Annotated in this window: 23 protein-coding genes and 1 pseudogene; 13 read left to right on the top strand and 11 right to left on the bottom strand. The window is 59.4% G+C overall.

From position 1 onward, the window contains the following. The first annotated feature begins 10 nt into the window (after nucleotides 1-10). The 3 genes from H4P12_RS14305 to phbB all read left to right on the top strand — a co-directional run bounded on the left by H4P12_RS14305 (nucleotide 11) and on the right by phbB (nucleotide 2,938). Nucleotides 11-829: an EAL domain-containing protein gene (locus H4P12_RS14305; RefSeq protein WP_187794335.1), complete on the top strand. Its 819-nt coding sequence runs from the start codon at nucleotides 11-13 to the stop codon at nucleotides 827-829. A 123-nt stretch (nucleotides 830-952) separates the two neighbouring features. Next, entirely contained in the window at nucleotides 953-2,125 is a 1,173-nt protein-coding gene (locus tag H4P12_RS14300) for an acetyl-CoA C-acetyltransferase (RefSeq protein ID WP_187794334.1), read from the top strand. Between the two features lie 87 nt (nucleotides 2,126-2,212). After that, a complete protein-coding gene (gene phbB, locus H4P12_RS14295; RefSeq protein ID WP_187794333.1) occupies nucleotides 2,213-2,938 on the top strand; it encodes an acetoacetyl-CoA reductase in 726 nt (241 codons plus the stop codon). Nucleotides 2,939-3,015: 77 nt separating this feature from the next. Here the strand turns inward: phbB and H4P12_RS14290 are convergent, their stop codons facing one another. The 3 genes from H4P12_RS14290 to H4P12_RS14280 are packed head-to-tail and all read right to left on the bottom strand — an operon-like array spanning nucleotide 3,016 to nucleotide 4,201. Beyond that, the gene (locus H4P12_RS14290; protein WP_187794332.1) at nucleotides 3,016-3,180 is read right to left on the bottom strand and encodes a YdcH family protein; all 165 of its coding nucleotides are present in this window, start codon (nucleotides 3,178-3,180) and stop codon (nucleotides 3,016-3,018) included. Between the two features lie 60 nt (nucleotides 3,181-3,240). Further along, entirely contained in the window at nucleotides 3,241-3,999 is a 759-nt protein-coding gene (locus H4P12_RS14285) for a tRNA1(Val) (adenine(37)-N6)-methyltransferase (protein WP_187794331.1), read from the bottom strand. Continuing rightward, nucleotides 3,992-4,201, bottom strand: coding sequence for a putative signal transducing protein (locus H4P12_RS14280; protein WP_187794330.1), 210 nt, complete (start codon nucleotides 4,199-4,201; stop codon nucleotides 3,992-3,994). Before H4P12_RS14280 ends, H4P12_RS14285 begins: the two co-directional genes overlap by 8 nt. 75 nt (nucleotides 4,202-4,276) lie before the next feature. On the opposite strand from H4P12_RS14280, the gene H4P12_RS14275 reads away from it, so the two are divergent. The 7 genes and pseudogenes from H4P12_RS14275 to H4P12_RS14245 all read left to right on the top strand — a co-directional run bounded on the left by H4P12_RS14275 (nucleotide 4,277) and on the right by H4P12_RS14245 (nucleotide 16,894). Beyond that, nucleotides 4,277-5,278, top strand: coding sequence for a polyprenyl synthetase family protein (locus H4P12_RS14275; protein ID WP_187794547.1), 1,002 nt, complete (start codon nucleotides 4,277-4,279; stop codon nucleotides 5,276-5,278). Between the two features lie 383 nt (nucleotides 5,279-5,661). Beyond that, nucleotides 5,662-7,001: pseudogene (locus tag H4P12_RS14270) on the top strand (ammonium transporter). A gap of 177 nt (nucleotides 7,002-7,178) precedes the next feature. Then, nucleotides 7,179-9,452, top strand: coding sequence for a transglycosylase domain-containing protein (locus tag H4P12_RS14265; protein ID WP_187794329.1), 2,274 nt, complete (start codon nucleotides 7,179-7,181; stop codon nucleotides 9,450-9,452). Nucleotides 9,453-9,782: 330 nt separating this feature from the next. Further along, on the top strand, nucleotides 9,783-11,669 hold the full coding sequence (locus H4P12_RS19065; RefSeq protein ID WP_187794328.1) for a calcium-binding protein: 1,887 nt from the start codon (nucleotides 9,783-9,785) through the stop codon (nucleotides 11,667-11,669). Between the two features lie 422 nt (nucleotides 11,670-12,091). Beyond that, nucleotides 12,092-13,843: a type I secretion system permease/ATPase gene (locus H4P12_RS14255; RefSeq protein ID WP_187794327.1), complete on the top strand. Its 1,752-nt coding sequence runs from the start codon at nucleotides 12,092-12,094 to the stop codon at nucleotides 13,841-13,843. Further along, the gene (locus tag H4P12_RS14250) at nucleotides 13,840-15,414 is read left to right on the top strand and encodes an HlyD family type I secretion periplasmic adaptor subunit (RefSeq protein WP_187794326.1); all 1,575 of its coding nucleotides are present in this window, start codon (nucleotides 13,840-13,842) and stop codon (nucleotides 15,412-15,414) included. The genes H4P12_RS14255 and H4P12_RS14250 overlap by 4 nt, the downstream gene beginning before the upstream one ends. Before the next feature lie 166 nt (nucleotides 15,415-15,580). Then, the gene (locus H4P12_RS14245) at nucleotides 15,581-16,894 is read left to right on the top strand and encodes a short-chain fatty acid transporter (RefSeq protein WP_187794325.1); all 1,314 of its coding nucleotides are present in this window, start codon (nucleotides 15,581-15,583) and stop codon (nucleotides 16,892-16,894) included. A 56-nt stretch (nucleotides 16,895-16,950) separates the two neighbouring features. Here H4P12_RS14245 and H4P12_RS14240 read toward each other — a convergent pair whose 3' ends face one another. After that, entirely contained in the window at nucleotides 16,951-17,169 is a 219-nt protein-coding gene (locus tag H4P12_RS14240) for a putative antibiotic biosynthesis monooxygenase (protein ID WP_187794324.1), read from the bottom strand. A gap of 77 nt (nucleotides 17,170-17,246) precedes the next feature. Between H4P12_RS14240 and H4P12_RS14235 the strand changes: the two genes are divergently transcribed. Then, nucleotides 17,247-17,840: a TetR/AcrR family transcriptional regulator gene (locus tag H4P12_RS14235; protein ID WP_187794323.1), complete on the top strand. Its 594-nt coding sequence runs from the start codon at nucleotides 17,247-17,249 to the stop codon at nucleotides 17,838-17,840. Here H4P12_RS14235 and rnr read toward each other — a convergent pair. The 4 genes from rnr to H4P12_RS14215 are packed head-to-tail and all read right to left on the bottom strand — an operon-like array spanning nucleotide 17,837 to nucleotide 22,463. Continuing rightward, nucleotides 17,837-20,098 (bottom strand): ribonuclease R, encoded by a 2,262-nt coding sequence (gene rnr, locus H4P12_RS14230; RefSeq protein WP_187794322.1) that lies wholly within the window; start codon nucleotides 20,096-20,098, stop codon nucleotides 17,837-17,839. The two genes, H4P12_RS14235 and rnr, sit on opposite strands and share 4 nt — an antisense overlap. A 45-nt stretch (nucleotides 20,099-20,143) precedes the next feature. Continuing rightward, nucleotides 20,144-20,560: a GNAT family N-acetyltransferase gene (locus H4P12_RS14225; RefSeq protein WP_187794321.1), complete on the bottom strand. Its 417-nt coding sequence runs from the start codon at nucleotides 20,558-20,560 to the stop codon at nucleotides 20,144-20,146. Next, the gene (dapE, locus tag H4P12_RS14220) at nucleotides 20,557-21,696 is read right to left on the bottom strand and encodes a succinyl-diaminopimelate desuccinylase (RefSeq protein ID WP_187794320.1); all 1,140 of its coding nucleotides are present in this window, start codon (nucleotides 21,694-21,696) and stop codon (nucleotides 20,557-20,559) included. The genes H4P12_RS14225 and dapE overlap by 4 nt, the downstream gene beginning before the upstream one ends. A gap of 2 nt (nucleotides 21,697-21,698) precedes the next feature. Then, nucleotides 21,699-22,463, bottom strand: coding sequence for a sulfite exporter TauE/SafE family protein (locus H4P12_RS14215; protein ID WP_187794319.1), 765 nt, complete (start codon nucleotides 22,461-22,463; stop codon nucleotides 21,699-21,701). 190 nt (nucleotides 22,464-22,653) lie between these two features. Here H4P12_RS14215 and H4P12_RS14210 point away from each other — a divergent pair, with 190 nt between their 5' ends. Together H4P12_RS14210 and H4P12_RS14205 are read left to right on the top strand one after the other, a co-directional pair. Further along, a complete protein-coding gene (locus tag H4P12_RS14210) occupies nucleotides 22,654-24,252 on the top strand; it encodes an acyl-CoA dehydrogenase family protein (RefSeq protein WP_246449314.1) in 1,599 nt (532 codons plus the stop codon). Between the two features lie 75 nt (nucleotides 24,253-24,327). Next, on the top strand, nucleotides 24,328-24,795 hold the full coding sequence (locus H4P12_RS14205) for an META domain-containing protein (RefSeq protein WP_187794317.1): 468 nt from the start codon (nucleotides 24,328-24,330) through the stop codon (nucleotides 24,793-24,795). Between the two features lie 4 nt (nucleotides 24,796-24,799). Here H4P12_RS14205 and recO read toward each other — a convergent pair whose 3' ends face one another. From recO to rarD, 3 genes are read right to left on the bottom strand one after another with little or no spacing between them, the layout of a single operon-like run. After that, entirely contained in the window at nucleotides 24,800-25,528 is a 729-nt protein-coding gene (recO, locus tag H4P12_RS14200; protein WP_187794316.1) for a DNA repair protein RecO, read from the bottom strand. A 3-nt stretch (nucleotides 25,529-25,531) separates the two neighbouring features. Further along, complete coding sequence (locus tag H4P12_RS14195; protein WP_246449298.1) at nucleotides 25,532-25,990, bottom strand: VOC family protein; 459 nt, start codon at nucleotides 25,988-25,990, stop codon at nucleotides 25,532-25,534. 51 nt (nucleotides 25,991-26,041) lie between these two features. After that, nucleotides 26,042-26,974, bottom strand: coding sequence for an EamA family transporter RarD (gene rarD, locus H4P12_RS14190; protein WP_187794315.1), 933 nt, complete (start codon nucleotides 26,972-26,974; stop codon nucleotides 26,042-26,044). Nucleotides 26,975-26,996: the final 22 nt, after the last annotated feature.

The raw sequence follows: 26,996 nt of genomic DNA, 5'->3' as shown, positions 1-26,996 counted from the left end.
GAGGTTCGACGTGACAAACGGCACCCCGCCTTCCAAGACTTCGCCGCTGGACCATGCGATCAACCGGCAGGATCGACTGACACTTCCTGCGGTGACCGCAGCGGTCGCCAAAGGCAATGGTATGCTGGCCTTCCAGCCTATCGTTCAAGCGGAACGGACGGGACGACCCGCATTTTACGAAGGCTTGATTCGGATCATGGACGATACCGGACGTATCGTGCCCTTGCGTGACTTCATGCCTGCCGCAGAAACCACGGAACTTGGCCGCAAGATTGACTGCCTGTCGCTGTCGCTGGGCCTGAACGCCTTGCTGGAAAACCCGGTTTTGCGGCTTTCAATCAACATGTCGGCACGTTCGATCGACTATCCGGCCTGGATGGAAACACTGCGCAACGGCCTTGCAGCCGATCCGAATGTCGGGGAACGCCTGATTCTGGAAATCACCGAAAGTTCGGCCATGGATATGCCTGATCAGGTGAATGCATTCATGCGTGAAGTGCATCGACAGGGAATCAGTCTGGCATTGGACGATTTCGGGGCGGGCTACACCTCGTTCCGCTATCTGCGCGATTTTTGTTTCGACATGATCAAGATCGACGGCCAATTCATCCGCAACATCCTGGAAAATCGGGACAATCAGGTTCTGACAAAGGCGTTGATGTCGATTGCCCAGCATTTCGACATGTTTACCGTCGCGGAATGCGTCGAAACCGCTGATGATGCCCGTTTTCTGATCGAAAACGGCATTGATTGCATGCAGGGCTACTATTTCGGTGCCCCGACAATTGCACCGCCATGGCGGTCTCCTCCGACGGCGGCGGTGCGCTGAAAATGGACGTTTCGGGTTCGTAAACTGCACGTAAAAGTTGCGATCTGCTTGACGCCACGACACGAACCCGCATCCTAATCACGATTCGCCATTTTTTTTGGCATCGTTGGGAAGGAGCCCGTCATGACCAAAGCAGTTATTGTTTCCGCCGCCCGCACCCCGGTCGGCAGTTTTCTTGGATCGTTCGCAAACGTCCCCGCCCACGATCTGGGCGCGACTGTTCTGAAAGAGGTTGTCGCCCGTGCTGGCGTCGATCCCGCAGAAATCAGCGAGACGATCCTGGGTCAGGTCTTGACCGCCGCTCAGGGGCAAAACCCGGGCCGTCAGGCCCATATCAATGCCGGACTGCCGAAGGAATCGGCCGCTTGGGTTCTGAACCAGGTTTGCGGATCGGGATTGCGTGCCGTCGCTTTGGCAGCGCAGCAGGTCAGCCTTGGTGATGCCAACGTGGTTATTGCTGGTGGACAGGAAAGCATGTCGCTGGCTCCACACGCGTCTTATCTGCGGTCCGGCCAAAAAATGGGCGACATGCAGGCGGTTGATACGATGATCAAAGACGGCCTGTGGGATGCGTTCAACAATTACCACATGGGCCAGACCGCCGAAAACGTCGCTGAAAAGTGGCAGATCACACGCGAAGCGCAGGACGAATTTGCCGTCGCATCGCAGAACAAGGCCGAAGCTGCGCAGAAGGCCGGTAAGTTCGATGAAGAGATCGTCGGCTATACCGTCAAGACCCGGAAGGGCGATATTGTCGTGGATAAGGACGAATATATCCGCCACGGCGCAACGCTGGAAGCCATGCAGAAACTGCGCCCTGCCTTCACGAAGGACGGCACGGTGACGGCTGGCAACGCATCGGGTCTGAACGACGGCGCGGCTGCGGTCATGGTCATGAGCGAGGAAGAGGCTGCCCGCCGTGGCCTGACCCCACTGGCACGCATCGCATCTTACGCGACCGCAGGTCTGGATCCCGCAATCATGGGTGTTGGTCCGGTATATGCCAGCCGCAAAGCGCTGGAAAAAGCCGGCTGGTCCGTCGACGATCTGGACCTGATCGAAGCCAACGAAGCCTTCGCGGCTCAAGCCTTGGCCGTGAACAAGGAAATGGGTTGGGACCCGGACATCGTAAACGTGAATGGCGGCGCCATTGCCATCGGCCATCCCATCGGTGCCTCGGGCGCGCGCGTCCTGAACACGCTGCTGTATGAGATGAAGCGGCGTGACGCCAAAAAAGGCCTCGCCACGCTGTGCATTGGCGGCGGCATGGGCGTTGCCCTGTGCCTTGAGCGTTAATGGATTGCCGGCTGCGCAATGATATTGCGCAACCGGCTTCGTTTCGGTAGCAAGATTTCAAGAGCATCTTTCTAGAGGGGAAACAACATGTCAAAAGTTGCAATAGTCACAGGTGGTTCGCGCGGTATTGGTGCGGCAATCTCAATAGCGCTGAAAGATGCAGGCTACACGGTGGCTGCCAACTATGCTGGCAATGACGACGCAGCCAAAGCGTTTACGGATTCAACCGGAATCAAGACCTACAAGTGGTCGGTCGCCGATTACGACGCCTGCGCTGCGGGCATCAAGCAGGTCGAGGATGAGCTGGGTCCGGTCGCAGTGCTGGTGAACAACGCCGGGATCACCCGCGATTCGATGTTCCACAAGATGACCCCGCAACAGTGGAAAGAGGTTATCGACACCAACCTGACCGGCCTGTTCAACATGACGCATCCGGTCTGGGGCGGTATGCGGGACCGTAAATTCGGTCGGATCATCAATATCAGTTCGATCAACGGTCAGAAGGGCCAGGCGGGTCAGGCAAACTATTCGGCTGCAAAGGCAGGCGATCTTGGCTTTACCAAAGCGCTGGCACAGGAAGGTGCGCGGGCTGGTATAACCGTCAACGCCATCGCGCCGGGCTATATCGGCACGGAAATGGTGCGCGCCATCGATGAAAAAGTGTTGAATGAGCGGATCATCCCGCAGATTCCGGTAGGCCGCCTGGGCGAACCCGAAGAAATTGCGCGCACCGTCGTGTTCCTTGCTGCGGACGATGCGGGCTTTATCACCGGTTCCACGATCAGTGCGAATGGCGGTCAGTTTTTCGTCTGATCCGGCGACAATTCAAAACAGATCGGCCCGCGCGGATTGCGCGGGCCATTTTCATAATGTCGTAAAAGTTCAACCTTTTAGTGGGACAGTCGGGAAATTTCTTCCTTCAGACGAAGCTTTTCACGTTTCATCTCATTAATTTCCAACGTGCTTGTACTAGGACTTCTCTGTGCCCTCTCAACGGCATCTGAAAGAACCTGGTGCTTTCTGCGCAGCTCCTCGACGTGGGAAGCAACCGACATCGCGTCCTCCTGTAATAGTTGTGTCGAACAAGGGGATTTCAGCACAGGATCTCGATTCTGTCACGAGACTTTTGCAAACAGACCCGTGATCGGCTGACCCTCACGCAAAACAGCGGTTGCGGCGGGGGTCAGATCCTCTTTATCGCCTTGATGTGACGGCATTTCATGCATGATAAAAGGGGCCAGCAATCGCAGCGGACCACGGGCCGCTTTGCGGGCGGTGACGATCACACGCCCCGCCTCTTTGCCAGTGCGGGCCGCAATCGGCAGGACGCAGATATCGCCAGCGCGATCATGCAGCGATGCAATCAGCACATCCAGACGGTCGGCCCGCTGAATAAGGGTCAGGACGCCGCCGGGACGCAACCGACGCAGACCGGCATCGACCCATACCGGCAATGGGGTTTGTTCCTGCCGCGCCTGTGCCCGCCCCGGATCGGGGGCGGCTGTGCCATCCCGAAAATAGGGAGGATTCGCGATCAGATGATCGAAGGATTCGGCTTTCATCCGCGGGGGCGGTGCGGCGATGTCACCCGTGACCACATCACAGGGGATGCCGTTCGCGGCCGCATTCTGACGCGCCAGATCGGCGTAATCCGCCTGTTTTTCCAGCCCGGTCAGGCGCAGATCCGGCACCCGCCAGCCCAGCGAAAGAATCGCAACCCCCGCCCCGCAGCCCAGTTCCAGAACCGACTGCCCCGGTTTCGCCGGACAGGCAGCAGCCAGCATGACGGCGTCCGCACCCGCGCGATACCCGCGCAAAGGCTGGGCAATCTGCAAACGTCCGCCCAGAAAGCCGTCGGTGCGCAGATTACTCATCCAGGCCCAGATCCCGCAGGATCGCCCGGGCCATGAACTCATCACGATCAGCGACCATCAGGCGCCGTGGCAAGATACCAATCGAGCCTTCCAGCACGCTTGCATGTTGATCCATTTCAAATGATGTGATCCCTTCGCCTTCCAACAGGCTGGCGGCGCGGGAGATTCTGACGGGATCGGTGCTGCGAAATAGCTCTTTCATAAGCAAATTGTTATGCGGCGGTTGCGCAATTGTCGATGGCATGGCAATGCGATGGCGCAAAAACGGGATATGGTCATGGGTGTGAACGAAAACGTCCAAAAACCGCTGGACCGCCTGTCAGAGGCGCTGGCTTCCGAAATGGAGGCCGTCAACACGTTGATCCGGCAAAAGATGTCATCGCGACACGCCCCCCGGATTCCCGAGGTGACGGCCCATTTGATCGAGGCGGGCGGCAAGCGTTTGCGTCCGATGCTGACCCTGGCAGCCGCCAAAATGGTCGGATATGGCGGCCCATATCACATCCATCTGGCTGCGACGGTCGAATTTATTCACACCGCCACATTGCTGCACGACGATGTCGTCGACGAAAGCCAGCAGCGTCGGGGCCGTCCGACGGCGAATCTTTTATGGGATAACAAATCCTCGGTTCTGGTCGGCGACTATCTGTTCGCCCGCAGCTTTCAGTTGATGGTTGAACCGGGCAACATGCGCACGTTGGAAATTCTTTCCAATGCCAGCGCGACGATTGCCGAAGGCGAAGTGCTGCAACTGACCGCCGCGCAGGATCTGCGCACGGATGAAGCGATCTATCTGCAAGTCGTGCGCGGCAAGACAGCGGCGTTGTTTTCCGCCGCGACGGAAGTGGGTGGCGTTATCGCAGATGCCCCTGCCGAAATGGTGCAGGCGTTGTTCGATTATGGCGATGCCTTGGGCATTGCCTTTCAGATTGTCGACGATCTGCTGGATTATGGCGGGGCGACCGAAACCATCGGCAAGAATGTCGGTGACGATTTCCGCGAACGCAAACTGACCCTTCCGGTGATCAAGGCCGTCGCAGAGGCGGATGATGAAGAACGCGCCTTCTGGAGCCGCACGATCGAGGCTGGCGACCAGCATGACGGCGATCTGGAACATGCGCTGCACCTGCTGGCGCGGCACGACGCAATGCATGCCGCGCGCGCCGATGCGTTGAACTGGGCTGCGACCGCAAAGCAGGCGCTGACCAAGCTGCCGCCGCACCCGATCCGCGATATGTTGTCCGATCTGGCTGATTTCGTTGTCAGCCGCGTGGCCTGATCCCTGAAACCACAGAAGGGCGAACTGCCTGCGCAGCCCGCCCCTCTCCGGGAAGAGACCGTGAGACCGGTTATTTTGCCTGCATGACCGCGATTAAACTGCGGAACGTCCACCTTTGATCGGCGGATCGACTTATGTGCACAAGTCAGGTGAAGATTTCGCAGCCGCAGAAACAATCGCTGCCCTAAATTTGGGCTTTTACGCCGAAAACAGCCCCATCCCTGTGCAGACCCTGTTTGCCGCACCGGTCAACCTGCCCGCGCTATGTGCAACGTGGCGAAATCCGCCCAAAAACAACGCGTCTACGGCACGTTTGGTGCCGCAATGCAGGGGTAATACTGATGAAAAGGGCCGTTTCTTTCCTCACCGGGGCCTCGCTGCTGATGGCGCTGCCCGCCTTCGCGCAGGATGGAGCACCGGTGGCCGACAAGGGCGATACGACGTGGATGTTGATATCAGCCATTCTGGTCATGATGATGACCTTGCCTGGACTGGCGTTGTTCTATGGTGGCCTTGTGCGGGCCAAGAACATGCTGTCCGTGCTGATGCAGGTGCTGACGATCTTCAGCCTGATCGCAATTCTCTGGGTCGCGTTCGGTTATTCGCTGGCATTTACCGGTGCCGGAACCGAAGCCGATGCAGGTGCGCTGACGCCCTATATCGGCGGCCTGTCCAAGGCATTTCTGGCAGGCGTCACACCCGGCTCGATGGCCGAAACCTTCAGCGCGGGCATCTATATCCCCGAACTGAGCTTTGTGGTTTTCCAGATGGCCTTTGCCTGTATCGCCTCGGCCCTGATCGTCGGCGCAACGGCCGAGCGGCTGAAGTTCTCGGCCATCTTGCTGTTCGTGGTGATCTGGTTCGTCTTTTCCTACCTGCCGATGGCCCCATGGTCTGGTGGTGGGGCGGCCCAAGCGCCTATGACGCGCCCAGCGGTCTGCTGTTCAGCCACGGCGCGCTGGATTTTGCAGGCGGCACAGTCATTCATATCAACGCAGGTGTTGCGGGCCTGGTCGCGGCCTATGTCGCAGGTCCACGCCTTGGCTATCGCCGCGAATTGCTGGCACCCCATAACCTGACCTTCACCATGATCGGCGGCTGTCTGCTGTGGGTCGGCTGGTTCGGGTTCAATGCAGGTTCGAACCTTGAAGCCAATGGCGTCGCCGCGCTGGCCATGATCAACACGGTCGTCGCAACCGCCGCTGCCGTTCTGGCATGGAGCTTTGGCGAATGGATCTGGCGCGGACATCCCAGCCTTCTGGGGGGCGTGTCGGGCGCAATCGCCGGTCTGGTCGGCATCACCCCCGCCGCCGGGTTCGTTGGCCCGATGGGTGCCATCGCCATTGGCCTGATCGCAGGTCTGGTCTGCATGTATGCAGTCAGCGCCCTGAAACCGAAACTGGGCATCGACGACAGTCTGGACGTGTTCGGCATCCACGGCATCGGCGGGATCATCGGGGCGATCCTGACGGGCGTTTTTGCGTCACCATCCTTGGGTGGGTCGGGTGTTTTCGACTACTCGACCGGTCAGGTGGCCGAATTTTCGATGGGCGCGCAGGTCTATTCCCAGACCCTTGGCGTGGTGATCGCCATTGTCTGGTCTGCGGTCGTGTCGTTTGCTGCGATCTACATCGTGAAAGCCCTGATCGGACTGCGCGTCAGCGACGGCGATGAACGGCAAGGGTTAGACATCACCACCCATGGCGAAAACGCTTACAACTGACCCCATATTCAACTTGCTGCCAAAGGCCCGGTTTCCGTAACCGGGCCTTTGGTCACTTTTTGCCGCAAAAAGTCACGGATTGTTCAGCCTAATTCCATCGCGCTGATTCTTGGTGTATGGTGACCTGCAATTTGGCCGGATTAACCGGCTTGGGCAGAACGCAGGCACCCATAAGCTATGAAACGACCAACCGGCACTCCGAAGCGCACGGGCCGCAGCCCCGTTGCTGACAAGCGCGATTATTCATCGGCTGAAAAAAAATCGACTCAATCCACCAAGGTTCGCCGTCACAAGCAGAAACCTCGGGGGAATGTGGTCGTGCGCTCGGTCGTGGGGACCGTCAGTCTGATCTGGCGGATCGTCTGGGGGTCGTTCTGGCGGCTGGCAATGGTCGTTTTCCTGATCGTGGGGGGTGCGACGGCGTATTACTATGCCACCCTGCCTGAACCAGAGGATTTGTTTGACGCGCGCGCCCGTGGTTCGGTCACGATGCTGGACCATAACGGCGACGTCTTTGCGTGGCGTGGCGAAACCTTTGGCACCGTGACCAGCGACAAGATCGCACCGGTCCTGAAAGAGGCTGTGATCTCGACCGAGGACCGGCGCTTTTATGGCCACCTTGGCATCAGCCCGCGCGGCATTGCCAGCGCCGTCAAGATCAACCTGGCCGAGGGTCGTGGTGCGCTGGAAGGAAACGGCGGCTCGACCATCACCCAACAGGTTGCAAAGCTCCTGTGCCTTGGCGAAACCTTCGACCCGATCCGCTGGAAGAACGAAGCCGAGTTCGAGGCCGATTGCCGCGTCGGCTCGCTGTGGCGCAAAGTCAAGGAAGTGCCCTATTCCTTTGCGCTGGAAGCCAAGTATTCCAAGGACGACATCCTCAACATCTACATGAACCGGTCCTATCTGGGCGCTGGCGCACGCGGGTTCGAGGCAGCCAGCCAGCGTTACTTCAACAAGCCTGCATCCGACGTGAATGCGTCAGAGGCCGCCATGCTGGCCGGTCTGCTGAAAGCCCCTAGCTATTTCGCACCGACCGGCAACCTGCAGCGCTCGCAGGACCGCGCGAACGTCATTCTGGGCCTGATGGGCGAACAGAAGTATCTGACCGCTGAAGAGGTTGCGCAGGCCCGTGCCAACCCCGCCACGCTGTCGCAGGCCGCCGAAGCCCGTGCCGGTGGCTATTTCGCCGATTGGGTGATGGAAACCGGTCCCGGCTTCCTGACCAGCGAAACCACAGAAGATGTCACGATCCGCACGACCTTTGACCAGCGTATTCAACGCGCGGCCGAACGCGCCTTGCAGCGCGTGTTCAATGAAAAGGTGTCCGACGGTAGCAAAGCCGAAGCGGCCGTTGTCATCATGTCCGCGGATGGCGCCGTCCGTGCCATGATCGGCGGCCGTGACACCACCGTCAACGGCGCATTCAACCGCGCGATCCAGGCCAAGCGCCAGACTGGTTCCAGCTTCAAGCCCTTCGTCTATGCAGCGGCGCTTGAGGCGGGCTATTCGCCCTCGACCCGGATCGAGGATGGCCCGATCACCATTCGCATCCCGGGTGGCCGTTCATGGTCGCCGCAGAACTATACCCGCCGCTTCTACGGCACGGTCAGCCTGACAACCGCGCTGAAAAATTCGCTGAACACGGCGACGATACGCCTGCAAGAGGCTGTTGGCCGCGATGCCGTGCGCCGTGTGGCGCATGATTTCGGCATCGTCAGCAACCTGACCACCAGTCCCTCGCTTGGACTGGGCGCGTCCGAAGCGACGCTGCTGGAACTGACCGGCGCCTATGCGGGTATCCGAAACGGGGGCACCTCGGTCGCGCCTTATGGCCTGATCGAGTTGCGTATCAAGGGCGATGATCAGCCATTGATGGGACAGTCGGGCGGCATGGGCGCACGGGTCATCAGCCAACGTGCGGCGGGTCAGTTGATCTATATGATGCAGCAGGTCATCGAAAGCGGCACCGGACGCCGCGCCCAATTGGGCAGTCGTGCCGTCGCAGGAAAAACCGGCACGACCAGCAGCTATCGTGACGCGTGGTTTGTGGGTTTCTCGGAACAGTATGTAACCGGCGTCTGGATGGGTTATGACGACAACACGCCCCTGAAAGGCGTGACCGGCGGCGGCCTGCCTGCAGAAATCTGGCAAGCCGTCATGACCGACATTCACGAAGGCCTGCCCGAACTGCCACTGTCCACCGTCTCGCCCGATGGCAGCGGGATCATCCTGTCGGGTGAAAATGGCGGCCAGCGTGTCGTCACGTCAGGTTCGGCCGAAGATCCGCTGGCAGCAGCCCTGGCTGGCGTGATCAATGGTCAGAATGGTCAGCCGCAGCCTTCGAATGGCGGCGTGCCAACCGCGCCGCAAACGCCAGGCAGCAGCAATGAGGCCAGTTCCGACGATGCACTCAGCCGTGCACTGAACGGGATTTTGGGCGGCAACTGACGCTGCAAGCTAACCGTATCTTCAAAAACCCCGCCCTTGGCGGGGTTTTTTGTTGTGATTTAGGTGACAGCCCGCATTTCCCCATTCTTCGTGGCAAAAAAAGCGCGACAATTATTCACCGAAAACATAATGGTTCTTGGATGAGCCAGATTCGAACCGTGTTGTTAGCGAGGGCTGTGTCAAACGATCCGTTCAAGGCTATGCGCCGATGTGTCAGGCCTAGTTGAAATGTCCCAGGATCACGCTAGTCAGCTTCCCGCGAAAGCCGCTTTCTAACTTTGCACCTTGGCCTTGTGCCTGAATGTTACCTTTTTACTGATGGAGTTTGCCATGTCCGCAGATGCCCGTAATTCTACCCTTGCCGTTGCGGCAGCAGGTGAAACCATAATTCGCAACAACAACGCCAATACTATCCGCGGAACGGATGGCGTTGATACGCTGATCGGACTGGGTGGCGACGACACTTATTATGTCACCGAAGGTGACACGGTCGTGGAACAGCCAAACGAGGGTGCCGATCGGATCATTGCCGGCTACAGCATGACCCTGCCTGACGATGTCGAGCATCTGACGATGACGGGCGATGCCAACCTTAGCGCTGTCGGTAATGGGCTGGCCAACTCGATTTCCGGCAATGCCGGCAATAACCGAATCGCAGCATTGGCGGGGGCCGATACGCTGTTCGGCAGCAAAGGTGATGACACTTTGCTGGGCGGTTCGGGCAACGATCAATTGCTGGGCGGCGAAGGCGCCGATTTTCTGGATGGCGGCGCGGATTTCGATCTGGCCTATGGCGGTTTGGGCAATGATACCCTGATCGGCGGGGCCGGTTCCGATGAACTGTCCGGCGAAGAAGGCGACGATAGCATTCATGGTGGCGATGGTTTCGACAGCCTGTTCGGCGGCGACGGTGACGACACACTGAAAGGCGGTTCAGACAACGATTCCATCGGCGGCGGCGCGGGTGATGATGAATTGCACGGCAATGCGGGCAATGACAGCTTGCATGGCGATGACGGAAACGATGTTCTGATCGGCGGCGCAGGCAGTGACATCATGCAAGGCGGCGCAGGACGGGATCTGCTGAACGGCGGCTCTGCCAATGATCGCCTTTCCGGTGAGGACGGTGAAGATACGATTTATGGCGGCCTTGGCGCTGACCTCATCGAGGGCGGCAATCATGACGATCTGATTCACGGCGATGAGGGCATTGATCGGCTTTACGGCGGCGCGGGTAATGACACGATTGCCGGCGGTGAGGGCGGCGACCTGCTGGGCGGTGGCCTTGGTCGGGACAAGCTTTCAGGCGGCATTGGCTCGGACACGCTGAAGGGTGGCTGGGGCAACGACACCTTGAATGGCAATGACGGGAATGACGACATGTCTGGCGGCGCCGACAATGATCGGCTGAGCGGAAATGCCGGAATGGATACGCTGTCTGGCGACAATGGCAATGACACCCTGAACGGTGGCAGCGGCAATGATTTTCTGAATGGCGGCGCGGGGGCCGATCTTCTGAATGGCGGTGCGGACGCGGATAAAATCTACGGCGGTGCAGGAAGCGACACTTTGTCGGGTGGATCGGGCAATGACCGCTTGATGGGCGGACAGCATAACGATGCTTTGAATGGCGGTGCCGGTAACGACAGCCTGATCGGGGGGCACGGTAAAGACAGGCTTTGGGGCGGAACCGGCAACGATACAGTATCGGGCGGAAACCATGCTGACGTGCTGCACGGCAATGCGGGTAACGATTTCATCTATGGCAATCGCGGCAACGACAGCCTGAACGGCGGTTATGGCAACGATTACCTGAAAGGTGAAACAGGCAATGATACCCTTGTCGGCGCAGCTGGCAGTGACACCCTCTATGGTGGCATGGGTCATGACGCGCTGTATGGCGGGACTGACCAGGCAATCGATTATTTCGTCTTCGTGACCACATCCGAAAGCGTCGGAAAGACTGCCGACATCATTTACGATTTTCAATCGGGCACGGACAAGATCACGTTGTCAAACATCGACGCGGATACGTCGCTCGACGGAAATCAGGGGTTCAACTTCAACGGAGCTTCTGCCAGCGAACACCACGTCTGGTATGAGACGCGGGGGGTCAACCTGCTGGTCCATGGCGATACGAATGGCGACGGAAAGGCCGATTTCACAATCACCTTGGCAAATACGTCCAGCGTGACAGCCGACGACTTCATGCTGTAATGGCGTTGCCGGTGGCGCAAACGCCACCGGGGTCCGCCGGTGGAGATGATTGCTGATATTTTTGTGATGGCAGGGTTGGCGGAAAAAGCCGATTGACCTGCCGCCCGCACAAAGACAGCTTTCGTCCCATGTTGTTAATGCCTGATCAAAGCGAACTCTTGCTGACAAAATTTGTCGGGCCGTTGACTGCTGTCCGGTTCTGCCGCACAGCACTTGGTGCATCTTTTACAGGCCGACTCACCATTCAAACGGACGATCACGAAAAAAACGCGGGCCACTTGCAAAGGCTTTACAGATTCTTTCGATTTACAGCGCTACAAGACAGTTCGGAACGACGGCAAAAAGGGTGAAGGCGGGCGTGCTCTCGGCCACATCACCTCTCAAACTCTCTCCGGGCAAGAAGCAACAAGGACGTTTCCACAATGAGTAAGCCCCCGGCCCTTCACCACGGCCTTAAGGAATTGAGAGAGGCGCGTTCAATCGGTGGACGCCTGTTTCTGGCGGTCGCGGTGTTTTCGGCAGTCGTGAACCTGCTGATGCTGACCGGACCGCTGTTCATGCTGCAGGTTTATGACCGGGTTCTGGGCTCTCGTTCTGTCGAAACGCTGACGGCGCTGTTCGTTCTGGTCGTTTTTCTGTTCCTGTTGATGGGGATCGTCGATCTGATCCGAACGCGCGTGATGCAACGGATCGCCGCGCGCTTTCAGGATCAGCTGGAAGGGCGCGTTTTTACCGCGGCACTGCGTGAAGGCGCGGTCAGCGGCGATGAATCTGCGGCGACAGCCAGCGGCATGCGTGATCTGGACACGATTCAACGGTTGATCGGATCGCCGGTCATGCTGGCGGCCTTCGACTTGCCGTGGGCACCGCTGTTTCTGGCGGCTGTCTATATCTTCCACCCGTTCCTTGGCGTTGTCGCCACGATTGGCGGTGCGATCCTGATCATTTCCACCTTGGCAAACCGATGGATGAGCAAGGCCCCCCTGCAACAATCAAACGCTTATTCCGCGCAGGCGCAGCGCATGGCGGATCTGTATCGCGACGAGGGCGAGGTCATCAGTGCCCTGGGCATGCGCAGCGCGACCTATGCCCGCTGGCGTAAAGCACGCGCCGAGGCGCAGGAACAGGCCATCAAGGGTGCCGATGTTTCCTCGGGCTTCACCGTCTTTTCCAAAAGCTTCCGCCTGTTTCTGCAAAGCGCACTGCTGGCCGCGGGCGCATGGTTGGTGCTTAGGCAAGAAGTGACGCCCGGCGCCATGATCGCCAGTTCGATCATGATGGGCCGTGCGCTTGCTCCAATCGAACAAATCGTGGGCGGCTGGCCGATGATCCAATCGGCACAGGATGCCTGGGGGCGGCTGGCCAATCTGCTGGGGCGCCAACCTAAACAAGCGGATCACACCCCCCTGCCCCGGCCCGATGCGCAGCTGGAAGTTCGGCAACTTAGCGTGGCTCCTCCGGGTCAGAATTCGGCAACTTTGCGCAACGTGACCTTTGGCGTCGGTCCGGGTCAGGCGCTTGGTGTCATCGGCCCGTCAGGCGCGGGCAAATCAACGCTGGCGCGGGCGCTGATCGGCGCATGGCCGGTGGGTGCTGGCACAATCCGTCTGGGCGGCGCGACTTTGGATCAGTATGATCCAGACGTGCTGGGCAACCTGATCGGCTATCTGCCACAGCAAGTCACATTGTTTGATGGCACCATCGCTGAAAATATCGCCCGCCTTTCGCCCGAACCGGACCCGGAGCGCGTCGTTCGGGCAGCGCAGGCCGCAGCGGCGCATCAGATGATTCTGGAACTGCCAAATGGTTACGATACAAGGATCAGTCAAAGTATCGGCCGTCTGTCAGGTGGCCAGATCCAGCGGATCGGTCTGGCGCGGGCGCTGTATCCCGACCCGGTTTTGCTGGTTCTGGATGAACCAAACTCGAACCTCGACAACCAAGGCTCTGAAGCCTTGAACGCAGCGATCCGGCGCGTGAAGGCGCAGGGCGGCGTGGTCATCATCATGGCGCACCGCCCGGCCGCCATTAACGAATGTGAAGTCCTTCTGGTGATGGAACAAGGGATGCGCCGTGCCTTTGGTCCGCGCGACAAGGTTTTGCAGGAAATGGTCCAAAACTCGCAACAGATCATGAAAGCGCAGGAAGCTGGCCGTGCAGGAGGCGTGTCATGAACGACGAAGCACGCAAGGACAGCGACAAGCCGAAGCAACCCGGCAGCACCGAGGCTTCGACCGGTTCACAGCCGGCGCAGCGGAGCGGATTGCAATCGGGACTGTTTTCAAGCCGCGTTGGCCCACCTTTGCCACCGCAAGGCCCAAAAGCCACGCAACCGACCCACGCGACGCGCCCCGAAAGCAGCAGCGGCCCCAGTCAGGGCAAGATCAGCCCTGCAAATCCGGTTCAACCGCCATCCCCGCCACCTCCGCCGAAGCCGATTGCACCGCCAGACCCTGATCGCTGGTCCGCACGTGGCCCGCTGATTGCTGGCATCATCGCCGTCTTTGTCCTGTTCGGTGGCTTTGGCATCTGGGCGCTGACCAGCCGGATTGCCGGCGCAGTTGTCGCGACCGGCCAGGTCGAAGTGGAACAGCAACGTCAGATCGTTCAGCACCCGGATGGCGGCGTTGTCGAACAGATCATGGTCAAGGATGGCGATGAGGTTCCGGCCGGTAAACTGTTGATCCAACTGGACGGCACATTACTGCGAACCGAGTTGGCCATTGTGCAGGGCCAGTATTTCGAGATTCTTGCCCGCCGCGGTCGCCTGGAGGCCGAGCGCAGCGATATCGCAACGCTGACCTTCCCTGACGAACTTGTCGAAGCGTCCAAGACCAGTCAGGACGTCGCCGATCTGATTGCCGGTCAAAGCAGCCTGTTTGAAACCCGTCGCGATACGTTGCGCCAGTCGGTCGATCAGCTTCAAAAGCAATCCGAACAGGTTCAGAAGCAAATCGAAGGTATCGACGCCCAAATAGCCGCTTTGGCCCGTCAGCGCGAACTGATCGGTGAAGAGCTGGTGGATCAAGAATCCCTGCTATCGCGCGGTCTGGCACAAGCGTCACGGGTCTTGGCCCTGCAACGAGAGGCGGTTCGTATGGACGGCCAGCTGGGCGAACTGACCGCCAGCCGTGCATCCGCCGAATCCCGCCAGACAGAGCTGGAAATTCAACGACTTCGCCTTGGCTCGGAACGGCGGGAAGAGGCAGAAACCGAGCTGCGTGATCTTGGATATCGCGAGCTGGAACTGGCAGAGCGTCGGCGCGGCCTGATCGAACAGATCAGCAGGCTGGACATTCGCGCCCCCGTTGCCGGGATCGTCTACAACATGCAGGTCACGACGCCGCGTTCGGTCGTTCGTCCTGCAGACCCGCTTTTGTATCTGATCCCGCAGGATCGTCCTCTGGTGATTGGTGCGCGTGTGCCGGTTATCCATGTGGATGAGATTCATCCGGGGCAGCCGGTTGTGTTGCGCTTCTCGGCGTTTTCGTCGCGGACGACGCCGGAAATCGACGGAACGCTGATGCGCGTTTCTGCGGATGCGCTGATCGATGAGGCGACAAAAACCTCGTATTACCGTGCCGAAGTGACGATCCCGCCAGAGCAGCTTGAAAAGTTGGGTGATCTGGCGCTGATACCGGGCATGCCGGTCGAGGTGTATATCCAGACTGGTGAACGTAGTCCGATGGCTTATCTGCTGAAGCCGATGGCCGACTATTTCAATCGCGCCTTCCGCGATAACTGACAAAACCGGGGTCACCGCCGAGCGGCGGCCCCGGCGTTCCAAAGGAGGGATCGCAACGGCGCCGATCACATCCTGGAGCCGGTTTCCTGTCCCCACAGGCCAACATGGGTTGCACTTTCGATCCTGGCGTCCCAGCCTCCACCAGATTGCCGCATGAGGAGGCCCGATGCTACGAATACTTTCCCGCCCCGCAACCAAGCTGATGGAACGCTGGCTGCCAGATCCATTTATTTTCGTGATCGTCCTGACTTTGGTGGCCGCCGTCGCCGCCATTGTCACGCAGGGCACGCCGCCGCTGGCCCTGATCCGTATGTGGGGCGATGGTTTCTGGGAACTGCTGTCATTTGCCATGCAAATGCTGCTGGTTCTGGTCACAGGCTTCATTCTTGCCAGCTCTCCTCCGATTAAAAGGATCTTGCAAAGCATCGCCGGGCTGGCCCAGAGCCCCGGTTCGGCAATCATTCTGGTCTCGCTGGTCTCGCTGGCGGCAAGCTGGTTGAACTGGGGTTTCGGGCTGGTGGTTGGCGCAATTTTCGCCAAAGAGGTCGCCCGGGTCGTGAAGGTCGACTACCGCCTGCTGGTGGCTTCGGCCTATTCCGGGTTCGTGATCTGGCACGGCGGCGTGTCGGGATCGGTCCCGCTGACCATCGCCACACCGGGCCATTTTTCGGAAGCGCAGATCGGGGTCATTCCTACGTCGCAGACGATATTTGCGTCGTGGAATTTGGCCATCGTCATTGCGCTGATTATCTTCATCCCGCTGGTCAATCGCCTGATGATCCCATTGGAACATGAGCAGGTTCTGATTGATCCGGCCAAATTGGCCGATGATGCTGCCCCCCCGTCAGTTGCCCAAAACCAGACGCCAGCAGAAAGACTGGAAAACAGCCGTGTCTTGATGTGGTTGATAGGCATCCCGGGCCTGATCTGGCTGGTCATGTATTTCATGGACGGCGGCGGACTGAACCTGAACGTGGTGAATTTCCTGTTCCTGTTCGTCGGCATCATCTGTCACGGCACGGCACGCAGCCTGCTGACCGCCTTGGATGGGGCCGTTCGTGGTGGCGCGGGCATCGTGATCCAGTTCCCCTTCTACGCGGGCATCATGGCCATCATGATCCAAAGTGGTCTTGCCGCCACGTTGTCGGAATGGTTCGTGTCGATTTCGACCGCCGAAACCCTCCCCTTCTGGAGCTTTATCAGCGCAGGCATCGTCAATATTTTCGTTCCATCAGGCGGTGGCCAATGGGCCGTTCAGGCACCGGTCATGCTGCCAGCGGCCGAGGCTTTGGGCGCGGATTATGCCCGCGTCTCTATGGCCGTGGCATGGGGCGACGCCTGGACGAACCTGCTGCAACCGTTCTGGGCACTGCCGATGCTGGGTATCGCGGGGCTGAAGGCCCGCGACATCATGGGCTTTTGCGTCGTGCAGCTCGTCATCACCGGAGCGATCATAGGCGGGATTTTATTGCTGCTGTAACGATCAGCGCAAAAACGGCGGGGCGTCTGGTCCCGCCGTTCCTTTTTTGAAGCGTTTTACAGCAAATGACGCAAGCGCGTCTGGATGAGGGGGATTACGCCCCAAACCATCGACGCCACGATGACCGGCACCAGAATCAGGGTGCGCAACGGCAGCGGCCAGCCTTGCGTCAGTGGCATCAGAATCAGCAGGCCAATTGTGACCAGCGGATAGACAAACAAAAAGATCAACAGCGCAAAACGGATGCGCGAGGGTTGAGAAGCGTTAGCGGACATGCAAAATACCTACCAGAACGTATCGTTCCGATTATATAGAACGGAACGTATCGTTTCGCAATAGGAGATTTGATATTATGTCTGAGCCCGCGCGTTCTTCTGTTGGCGCACGTCGAAACCCGGAAACAGAGACGGCGGTTCTGGATGCCGCCGCAGCGATCATCGCGGAAGACGGGTTTCAGAAGCTGACCATGGAGGCCGTCGCCCGCCGTGCCCGCGCAGGCAAGGCCACGGTCTATCGTTGGTGGCCCAGTCGCGGGCATCTGCTGTTGGCCGTTTATTCACGCGCGAAGGCCACATTTACCGAACCGGATACCGGCGATCTGGCCACGGATCTGACGGAATATGTCGCACAGATGCTGCGTCAGGCCCATGGTGGTGACGGGCAGGAACCGCTTGGCCCCATCCTGCGCCTGCTGATTGCCGAGGCACAGTTGGATGACACGTTGCAGGCAGCAATGCAGCAGGAGCGGCAGGAACGCTGGCTTCACATCGACAATATCATCAAGCGCGCCCAGGATCGGGGCCAGTTGAATCCTGCAATTTCACTAAATGACGCCGAAAAACGGGTGATTTCCCTTTACTGGTATCATTTGCTGAACGGCACTTTGCCTTTGCCGCAACAGGCTGCCGAATTTGTATCGTCAATGCTGGTCGATCTGCGCGCCTAACGCTTGCGGCGTCTCTTGGCTGCGCGCTTCACTTCGGCAAGACGTGATTTCGTGGACACCCGACCCGGTGCGCCCTTGCGCCTGCCCTTTTGCGGGCCGCGCGGCAGGGCCTGACCGTCCAGTTCCAACAGTTCCAACGTCAGCCCGCCCGTCATCGGAATCGCCTCGGCCAAGCGCACCGTTACCCGCTGACCGATTCCGATTTCCAGCCCCGTCTCACTGCCGATCAGCATTTGCGCATCGGGATCGTAGTGGAAATATTCATGCCCGATGGCGCGGATGGGCAGCAGCCCGTCTGCTCCGGTTTCATCCAGCCGGATGAAGGCGCCGAATTTCTGGATGCCGTTGATTCGTCCCTCCATCTCGGTCCCCACGCGGTCCGACAGATAGGCCGCCAGATAGCGGTCGGTCGTATCGCGTTCGGCGGCCATCGACCGACGCTCGGTTTCCGAAATATGCGTCGCGGTTTCCGACAACCGCTCAACATCTCCTTCACTTAGCCCGTCAGGCTTGCCGCCCTGCCCGCCTTTCCAGCCATGCGCCGCGATCAGGGCACGATGGACGATCAGGTCCGAATAGCGCCGGATGGGTGAGGTGAAATGCGCATAGCTTTTCAGCGCCAAGCCGAAATGACCATAATTTTCAGGATGATAATAGGCTTGCGTCATGGACCGCAGGGTCGAGATATTGATCAGCTCATCAAAATCTCCGCCCTGCGCCTGCGCCAGCAAACGGTTCAACTGGCCGGTTTGCAAGACCTGCCCCTTGGCCAGAACAAAGCCCGAGGCCTGTGCAACTTCCCTTAACGCTTCCAGTTTGTCCTGACTGGGTTCTTCGTGAACACGGAACAGCAAGGGCCGTTGGCGGCGGATCAGTTCCTCGGCGGCGGCGACATTGGCCAGCACCATGAATTCTTCGATCAGCTTATGCGCGTCAAAGCGATCACGGAAATTCACCGATTTGACCCGGCCCTCGGGGGTCAGTTCGATCCGGCGTTCGGGCAGGTCCAGATCCAGTGGTTGGCGGCGATCACGCGCGGATTTCAGCAGGTCATAAGCATGCCAAAGCGGCTTGATGACACTATCAACCAGCGGTGCCGTCTGTTCATCTGGCTTGCCATCCGCAGCCGCCTGAGCCTGTTCATAGGACAGGCTGGCGCGGCTGTTCATCATGCCGCGATGAAAGGTGTGGCTGATCTTGTTGCCCTGCGAATCCAGCCGCATCCGTACCGCAATCACCGGACGGTCAACCTGTTCATGCAGTGAACACAGGTCCGCCGACAGCGCCTCGGGCAACATCGGCACAACGCGGTCGGGGAAATAGGTTGAATTCCCCCGCGTCCACGCCTCGCGGTCGAGCGCAGAGCCGGGGCGGACATAATAGGCCACATCGGCGATGGCGACCCAGATGGTCGCGCCGCCATCTTCCTCGATGAAGGCTGCGACGGCATCATCGTGGTCACGCGCGTCGGCCGGGTCGATCGTCACCAGCGGCAGATCGCGCAGATCGTCGCGGCCTTTCATGCTGGCGGGCTTTTGCGCCTCGGCCTCTTCTATGACCTTCACCGGAAATTCATCGGGGATGCCATGCTGATGAATCGCGATCAGGCTGACCGCGCGCGGGGCCGAGGGGTCGCCCAGCCGCTCGATGATCCGCGCTTGCGGCAGGCCAAGGCGATTTTTTGGCCCGGCTTGTTCCGCCTGCACCAGTTCACCGTTTTCGGCACCCAAGGTGGCATCGTGGCGCACGCGCCATTCCTTGTCCTGCCCCTTGTCGATGGGCAGGATGCGACCGCCCTCGGTCTCTTTGCGGAAAATGCCGGTAATACGGTTGGGCAAGGCCGTGATGCGCCGCATCAGGCGGGCCTCATACCGGTGATCTTCGCCGTGAACATCAGCCAGCCGGGCCAGAAAGCGTTCGCCGCGACCCAAAGCGGGGTCGGTCTTGCGCGGCACATAAAGTATCTTTGGAACCGGCCCCTCGCCCTGCCATTCCAACGGCCTGACGAACAGGTCGCCCGACCCGTCGGGCGCAAGCAGTTCGACCACCGTGACCGATGGCAGCTTCTCGGCGTCACGATAATGCTTGCGGCGGCGTTCCAGCGAACCTTCGGCCTCAAGCTCTTTCAGCAGGCGTTTCAGTTCGATCCGCTGCGCACCCTTGATGTCAAAAGCCTTGGCGATGTCGCGTTTGGAATTGGCGTCAGGATGGTCAGCCACCCAATCCAATATCTGCTGCTTGCTGGGAATCTGAGTCATGTCGGCAACCTAACAGATGCGGAAAGGAAAACGCAGTGGGCGCGATTAAAGTTCGCGAACCATATTGTAATGCGGAATCCCCGCATCGTCATAGACATCGCTGATAACCCGGAAACCCAGCTTTTCATAGAAGCCGATCGCATGTTCCTGCGCGCCCAGCATTGCGTGTTTGATCCCCTGACGGGACCGAAGCACGTCAACCGCAGCACGGATCAGCTGTGCTCCGAGTCCGGTTCCACGGGCATCTGACAGGACGCAGACGCGCCCGATCTTGCCGGTCGTGCCGTCCAGCAATATTCGCGCCGTGCCCACCGCTTCGCCATCCTGCCATGCCAACAGGTGCATCGCCTGACCGTCCAGATCGTCCCATTCATCCACCTCGGCAATGCCTTGCTCTTCAACAAAGACAGCGCGCCGCAAAGCGTGACAGGTCGCCAGATCGTCGGTCAGTTCGATTCTCATTCGAAGTATTCCTTCAGTATCCGCTGATAGATCGCCTTCAATTGATGAATTTGTGCGGCCGGGACACGTTCGTCCACCTGATGCATGAAATGTCCGACCAGGCCGAATTCCAGCACCGGACAGTGGTCCTTGACGAACCGCGCATCCGATGTCCCGCCCGAGGTTGACAGGACCGGCACCCGCCCGGTTTCCTGCGTGACAATATCGCGCACCAGATCGACAAAGGGGCCCGGTTTGGTCAGGAAGGCTTCACCGCTGATATCAGCCTCTAGCGTCAGGGTAACGCCGGTTTCTTCGCTGATTTTGCGGGCCCGTTCGGCCAGATCCGCCGTCAGTGACGCACCTGTATGCAGGTCGTTGAAGCGAATATTGATCACCGCCGTCGCCTTTTCCGGGATCACGTTGGATGCCGGGTTGCCGCAATCAATCGATGTGATCTGCAACCCCGACGCATCGAAATGATCGGTGCCCTGATCCAGCGGTTCAGCGATCAGCTCATTCAGAAAACGGGTCAGCGCGTGCAGCGGATTTTTCGCCCGGTGCGGATAGGCCGCATGCCCCTGCACGCCCCTTGCCGCAATGTGGAACGTGACCGAGCCGCGGCGCCCGATCTTCATCATCTCACCCATCACGTCAGGGTTTGACGGCTCGCCGACGATGCAGACATCCATCCGCTCGCCTTGGGCGTCCATCCAGTCCAACAACGCCCTGGTTCCGTCGCGGCCCGCACCTTCTTCGTCGCCGGTAATGGTCAGCACGACCGCTCCATCGGGTGGGGTTTCGGTCACGAAATCAATCGCCGCCGCGACAAAAGACGCGACACCCGATTTCATATCCGTCGCGCCGCGCCCCCAGATCACGCCATCCTCGACATGGCCTGAAAAGGGCGGATGCGTCCATGACCCCAGATCACCGGGCGGCACGACATCGGTATGGCCATTGAAGCCAAAGGTCTTGTTCGCGCCCTTCACGCCCCACCGGGCAAAAAGGTTGGGGATGTCGTTGCGGTCAACGCGCTGCACCTCGAACCCTGCGGCGGTCAGCATATCGGCCAACAGGACAAGCGCGCCCCCCTCGATCGGGGTGACGGATGGGCAACGGATCAGTTTCGCCGTCAGGTCGGCTGCGTCGGTCATGGTCAAAATCCGATTTGAAATGCACGCCGGACAAGGTTCAGTCCGGTCACGATAAGCAGGATCAGCGTCCAGCGCCTAAATTGCCTCACATCCATGCGGTCATGCAAGGCGAAGCCCAGTTGCATTCCCAGAAACGCCGGAATGCACAGGATCAGCGACAAAGGCAGCGTCTGCGCATTCAGGATGCCCGAAAACAGATGCGCGACAAGCAGCGTAATCGCGCCCAACAGGAACACGATGCCCTGAACCCGCATCTGTTCCGCCTTACTTACACCGGTGGATAGCAGATAGACGATCAGCGGCGGCCCCCAGATGCCGGAAATTCCGCCATAAAGACCGCCGATGATGCCTGTCACGATCTCGGCCCGGCGGCGGTGATGCATGTCCAGAACAATGGGTCGCCCCGAAAGCTGCCAGATCGCGAAGGCGACAATCGGAACGCCCAGCAGGATATACATCCACGACTGCGGGATCGCTTTGGCAAACCCGGCAGAGACGCAGATGAAGATCAGCACCATCGCGATATGCCAGCGATAGATGTAGACGGATTTTTTCACCTCGGCCCGGCCAAAGCGAAAGGATTGCTGGATGTTGGTGAACAGCGTCGGCATGATCAGGCAGGCAAGCGCCACCTGTGCAGGCAGGATCGAACTGAAAGCCGACATCATGATCATCGGCATTGCGAAACCAATGGCACCTTTCACAAAGCCCGCAAAGCCCGTGATCGCAACGATTGCCCAGAATTGCCAAGGGTCCAGTCCAAACATGCCTGCACGCTAGACGCTGGATTCAGAAAAGAAAATCCCGGTTTTGAATGAACCGGCCTCCGTGCCGATCGCGAATTACGTCGCGGACATATTCGTTCTAAAATTTGCGCGATTGCGCATTATAGTTGCGCTGCGACTGCAAACGACCTACCAATGCTGCAACGCCGCAAAGGACGAGTCGATGAAAGATATGCAGTCACAAACAGCCGTCGTTTTGACCGAGATTCAGGAATTGCAAAGCCGCGCAACCGACGCGTTGCGTGCCCGTGTTGCCCCCAATGGCCGCCCTGATGCCGAAGCATTGGAAGTGCATCAGCATGCTGCCCATGCGCTATCCTGGCTGGCAACCTATGTCGAGGCGCTGACGCAGTTTGGCGCATGGGCCGAAACGGCGACCGGCGAGACCGAGCAACTGATCGCGCAAATCGGCTTTGGTGAGTATCTGACCCAGATCCTGGGCGGCATCCCGATGAGCCAGACCGAATTTGCCCGCCTGTCCGATCTGGACATCGACTGGCAGCCATCAGATGCCGCACGCGACCTGATGGCAGGCAATACGCCGGATGCGCGGGCCAGGCTGGCCGCCCTGATTGCCGACAACCGGGGCAGTGCAACCTTTGGCAAGACGGGTCTGGACGAAGATCTGGAGATGATCCGCGATCAGTTCCGCCGCTGGACCGATGACAAGGTCGTCCCCTATGCCCATGAATGGCATCTGAAAGACGAACTGATCCCGCTGGAAATCATCAACGAATTGGCCGAACTGGGCGTCTTTGGCCTGACCATTCCTGAAAATCTGGGCGGTCTGGGCATGTCCAAGGCAGCAATGGTCGTCGTCAGCGAAGAACTGTCACGCGGCTATATCGGCGTTGGCAGTCTTGGCACCCGCAGCGAAATCGCCGCAGAACTGATCCTTGGCGGCGGCACGGATGAACAGAAGGCCCATTGGTTGCCCAAACTGGCCAGTGGGGAAATCCTGCCCACCGCTGTCTTTACTGAACCGAATACCGGATCCGACCTTGGCAGCCTGCGCACCCGTGCGGTGAAGGATGGAGACAGCTGGAAAGTCACCGGCAACAAGACATGGATCACCCATGCGGCCCGCACGCATATCATGACGCTGCTGGCCCGCACCGATCCCGACACGACCGATTATCGCGGCCTGTCCATGTTCATCGCCGAAAAGACGCCCGGCACCGATGAAAACCCCTTCCCCACCCCCGGCATGACCGGAGGAGAGATCGAGGTTCTGGGCTATCGCGGGATGAAGGAATACGAACTGGCCTTTGACGGGCTTGTGGTGAAGGGCGAAAACCTGCTGGGTGGCCAGACCGGCCAGGGCTTCAAGCAGTTGATGCAGACCTTCGAGTCCGCCCGTATCCAGACCGCCGCCCGCGCGATCGGCGTGGCGCAGAACGCGCTGGAACTTGGTCTGCAATATGCGCTGGACCGTAAGCAATTCGGCAAGTCGCTGATCGCCTTTCCGCGCGTTGCCGACAAGCTGGCGATGATGGCCGTTGAAATCATGATCGCCCGCCAGCTGACCTATTTCAGCGCCCGCGAAAAGGATCAGGGACATCGCTGTGATCTGGAGGCAGGAATGGCCAAACTGCTGGGCGCGCGCGTGGCATGGGCAAATGCCGATAACGCCCTGCAAATTCATGGCGGAAACGGCTTTGCGCTGGAATATCAGATCAGCCGTGTGCTTTGTGACGCACGCATCCTAAATATTTTTGAGGGTGCAGCAGAGATTCAGGCGCAAGTTATTGCGCGTCGCCTATTGGGCTGAATAAGGATTGCTGTAATCTATCCGGCAATTCGCGGTCACCACCGCGATTGCCTTGCGTTCTGAAGGAGCCCTTAGATGTTCAGTCGTCCCTTTCTGGCCGTCACCGCTGCTGCGGCCATTTTCGCTGTCGCAGCCTGTGAAGACCCTGCACCCAAAACCTCGCTTGGCGGCATCCCGTTTGGTGACTATGTGCTGGTCGGCATTGGCGGCGGCACTGTGCCACTGCGTGATGTCACGCTGAAAATCGAGGAAAAGCGTTTGTCGGGCCATGGTCCGTGCAACGGCTACACCGTCGAAAACACCGCAGAACTGCCCGCGCTGGCACTGGGCCAGATCAACACCTCGAACGTGCCATGTTCAAACAATCAGAATCTGGAAAGCCGCTTCTTCCAGACGCTGCAAAGCGCCACGACGGTTGAATATTACGGTGGTGTGTTGAAGGTGAAAGCGCCCCAGACCTGGCTGATCTTTGAACGCGGCGTGCCCAAGCGCGATCAGATCAGCGCACTTGAGGCCGCACGCGGTCAGCAGGGCATGCAGTAAAACCTTAGCCCGGCTGATCTTTGATCAGCCGCCGTATCAGACGGTTCCGGGCGGCTGGCAACTGCCGCCCAACCATTTCGGTTGCGATCTGGTGTTCCAGAAAATGCCCGGTAATCGCTAACCCCTCCTCGATCCCGCGCCCACGGTTGTCGCCCGCGCCGCCAAGGATCGCGGGCAGTGGCAACAGCCTGTCAGCCCATTCCCCCGCAGCCGCCCGACTGACTGCCCGACCTGATCTGGGGCTGACATAGGCCAACCCTTCGCGCACGCCCGTGACCGCACAGCTCGTCAGATCAAGGCCAAAGCCCATCTCATCCAGCAGCCGCATTTCCCAGTGCAGATAATCCTGCGCCCAATCGGTCCCCTGTTCCATTTGATCCAGCAGCAGCTCGGTTGCGGCGGCAAGACGGGGATGCGGGTCACGTTCCGGCAGCGTGAAAACCAGCAGCGCACTGACCGCATTCAACCCCGCCAATGCCAAAGCATCGCCCATAATGGCCGAGCGCAGGCGCACAGGTTCTGCTGCGAATGTGCCAAGCTGATCGTCACGCCGGGCCCGCCAGCGCAGTTCAAGCCGGCTACCCGGTTGCAGCATCGCCGCACGTTTTTGCGATGCCCCCCCAGGAACAAGGCCCGAGCAACGCCCATATTCGGCCGTCAGGACATCAATGATGACGGCATTTTCGCCATGCGGGCGGCGCGCGATCACCGTGCCCTCAGCCAACCATTCCACGGATCAGTCCTGCATGTCCGGCAAGGTCAAGCGACCATCCTCGCTTAACGGCCAGAAAGGGTTGGTTGCAATCTCCCAGACATGTCCATCGGGATCGGCAAAATAGCCGGAATAGCCGCCCCAGAACACCTTCACAGGGTTTTTCAGCAAGGTCGCCCCGGCAGCCAGCGCAGCGTTGAAAACCGCGTCCGTTTCCGCATCATCGGCGCAATTCTGGGCGAGCGTCATGGCGCCGGTGCCCAGTTCGGCCGCTGGTCTGCATTGGTCTTCAGCCAGATCCTTCAGCCCGAACAGCGCCAGAACCGCCCCGTCCATCTGATAGAAGGCGACGCCCGGTGGCGGTTTTCCGTGCGGTTTCCAGCCCCACGCGGCATAGAATGCCTGCGCACGATCCAGATCAGCGACGCCCAATGTAATCAGCGTCACCCTTTGCCTTGGAAGGGTCATGGCCACCTCTGTCATTTCCATTTTGGCAATGTGGCAGCTAAGCCCCCGCCTGCCAAGCGGCGGCGGTTATTGCATCCGACGGGTGCGATCGGCAGCCCCGAAACGCCTTGCGCCGGATTGCTGGATCAGACTGATGGAATAGATCACCAGCGACGCCCAGATCATCGGGAAGGCGATCATTCGTGCGGTGCCAAAGGGCTCGCCAAAGACGAACACAGCGGTCAGGAAGATCATCGTCGGCGCGATATATTGCAGGATACCGATGGTAGACAGGCGCAATTGCTTGGCCCCATTTGCGTAGAATAACAGCGGGATCGCCGTGACAGGACCGCAGCCGATCAGCAGCAAGGTGTCGGTCCAGTTTTCGCCGAAATGGGTGGTTCCGGTCGCCGCCTGCCAGATCAGCCAGCCAATCGCCAGCGGCGCAAGTATCAGAACCTCAAGCGTAAACCCCTGATTCGGGCCAAGGGGCAGCTTCTTTTTGCAATAGGCATAGAACCCCCAGCTAAGCGTCAGGGTGATCGCGACCAAAGGCAGGCTGCCCGCCTGAATGGTCAGCAGGATCACGGCCGCGGCAGCAAGGGCAATCGCGACCAGTTGCAGCTTGGTCAGCCGCTCGCCCAGCAGGGTTGCGCCAAGAAAGACGCTGAACAGCGGGTTGATGTAGTAACCAAGCGCGGCGTCCAGCGCGTGATCATTGGCGATGGCCCAGACATAGGTCAGCCAGTTGATCGAAATCAGCACCGCCGTCAGCGCCGCCATCGCCAGCAAACGCGGCGTTTTGAAAGCGGCTATCACATCGCCCGCGCGTCCCTGCCACAGCAGCACGGCCCCGGCGATGGGCAGCGACCACAGAATACGATGCGCGATGATTTCCGCCGGCGGCACATGCGACAGCGCCTTCATGTAAAGGGGCAAAAACCCCCATAAAACATAGGCGGAAATCGCGTAGACCAAGCCACGCGGCGAATCGACATTCTGTTCGGGAACCGTGGTCATAACCGATCCTTATGCCTAGTTT

It is taken from the genome of Paracoccus amoyensis, from assembly GCF_014490725.1.
Classification (GTDB): Bacteria; Pseudomonadota; Alphaproteobacteria; order Rhodobacterales; family Rhodobacteraceae; genus Paracoccus; species Paracoccus amoyensis.
Note: the sequence above shows the minus strand (reverse complement) of the source record. Positions and strands in the feature narration are given on the sequence as shown.

Coding starts and splice junctions, on each gene's coding strand:
- H4P12_RS14285 (WP_187794331.1), bottom strand. CDS start 3,999: ATGAGTAATCTGCGCACCGACGGCTTTCTGGGCGGACGTTTGCAGATT.
- H4P12_RS14240 (WP_187794324.1), bottom strand. CDS start 17,169: ATGTCCGCTAACGCTTCTCAACCCTCGCGCATCCGTTTTGCGCTGTTG.
- H4P12_RS14245 (WP_187794325.1), top strand. CDS start 15,581: ATGCTACGAATACTTTCCCGCCCCGCAACCAAGCTGATGGAACGCTGG.
- H4P12_RS14255 (WP_187794327.1), top strand. CDS start 12,092: ATGAGTAAGCCCCCGGCCCTTCACCACGGCCTTAAGGAATTGAGAGAG.
- rnr (WP_187794322.1), bottom strand. CDS start 20,098: ATGACTCAGATTCCCAGCAAGCAGCAGATATTGGATTGGGTGGCTGAC.
- H4P12_RS14250 (WP_187794326.1), top strand. CDS start 13,840: ATGAACGACGAAGCACGCAAGGACAGCGACAAGCCGAAGCAACCCGGC.
- rarD (WP_187794315.1), bottom strand. CDS start 26,974: ATGACCACGGTTCCCGAACAGAATGTCGATTCGCCGCGTGGCTTGGTC.
- H4P12_RS19065 (WP_187794328.1), top strand. CDS start 9,783: ATGTCCGCAGATGCCCGTAATTCTACCCTTGCCGTTGCGGCAGCAGGT.
- H4P12_RS14280 (WP_187794330.1), bottom strand. CDS start 4,201: ATGAAAGAGCTATTTCGCAGCACCGATCCCGTCAGAATCTCCCGCGCC.
- phbB (WP_187794333.1), top strand. CDS start 2,213: ATGTCAAAAGTTGCAATAGTCACAGGTGGTTCGCGCGGTATTGGTGCG.
- H4P12_RS14225 (WP_187794321.1), bottom strand. CDS start 20,560: ATGAGAATCGAACTGACCGACGATCTGGCGACCTGTCACGCTTTGCGG.
- H4P12_RS14275 (WP_187794547.1), top strand. CDS start 4,277: ATGGGTGTGAACGAAAACGTCCAAAAACCGCTGGACCGCCTGTCAGAG.
- dapE (WP_187794320.1), bottom strand. CDS start 21,696: ATGACCGACGCAGCCGACCTGACGGCGAAACTGATCCGTTGCCCATCC.
- H4P12_RS14215 (WP_187794319.1), bottom strand. CDS start 22,463: ATGTTTGGACTGGACCCTTGGCAATTCTGGGCAATCGTTGCGATCACG.
- H4P12_RS14235 (WP_187794323.1), top strand. CDS start 17,247: ATGTCTGAGCCCGCGCGTTCTTCTGTTGGCGCACGTCGAAACCCGGAA.
- H4P12_RS14265 (WP_187794329.1), top strand. CDS start 7,179: ATGAAACGACCAACCGGCACTCCGAAGCGCACGGGCCGCAGCCCCGTT.
- H4P12_RS14290 (WP_187794332.1), bottom strand. CDS start 3,180: ATGTCGGTTGCTTCCCACGTCGAGGAGCTGCGCAGAAAGCACCAGGTT.
- H4P12_RS14210 (WP_246449314.1), top strand. CDS start 22,654: ATGCAGTCACAAACAGCCGTCGTTTTGACCGAGATTCAGGAATTGCAA.
- H4P12_RS14300 (WP_187794334.1), top strand. CDS start 953: ATGACCAAAGCAGTTATTGTTTCCGCCGCCCGCACCCCGGTCGGCAGT.
- H4P12_RS14205 (WP_187794317.1), top strand. CDS start 24,328: ATGTTCAGTCGTCCCTTTCTGGCCGTCACCGCTGCTGCGGCCATTTTC.
- H4P12_RS14195 (WP_246449298.1), bottom strand. CDS start 25,990: ATGACAGAGGTGGCCATGACCCTTCCAAGGCAAAGGGTGACGCTGATT.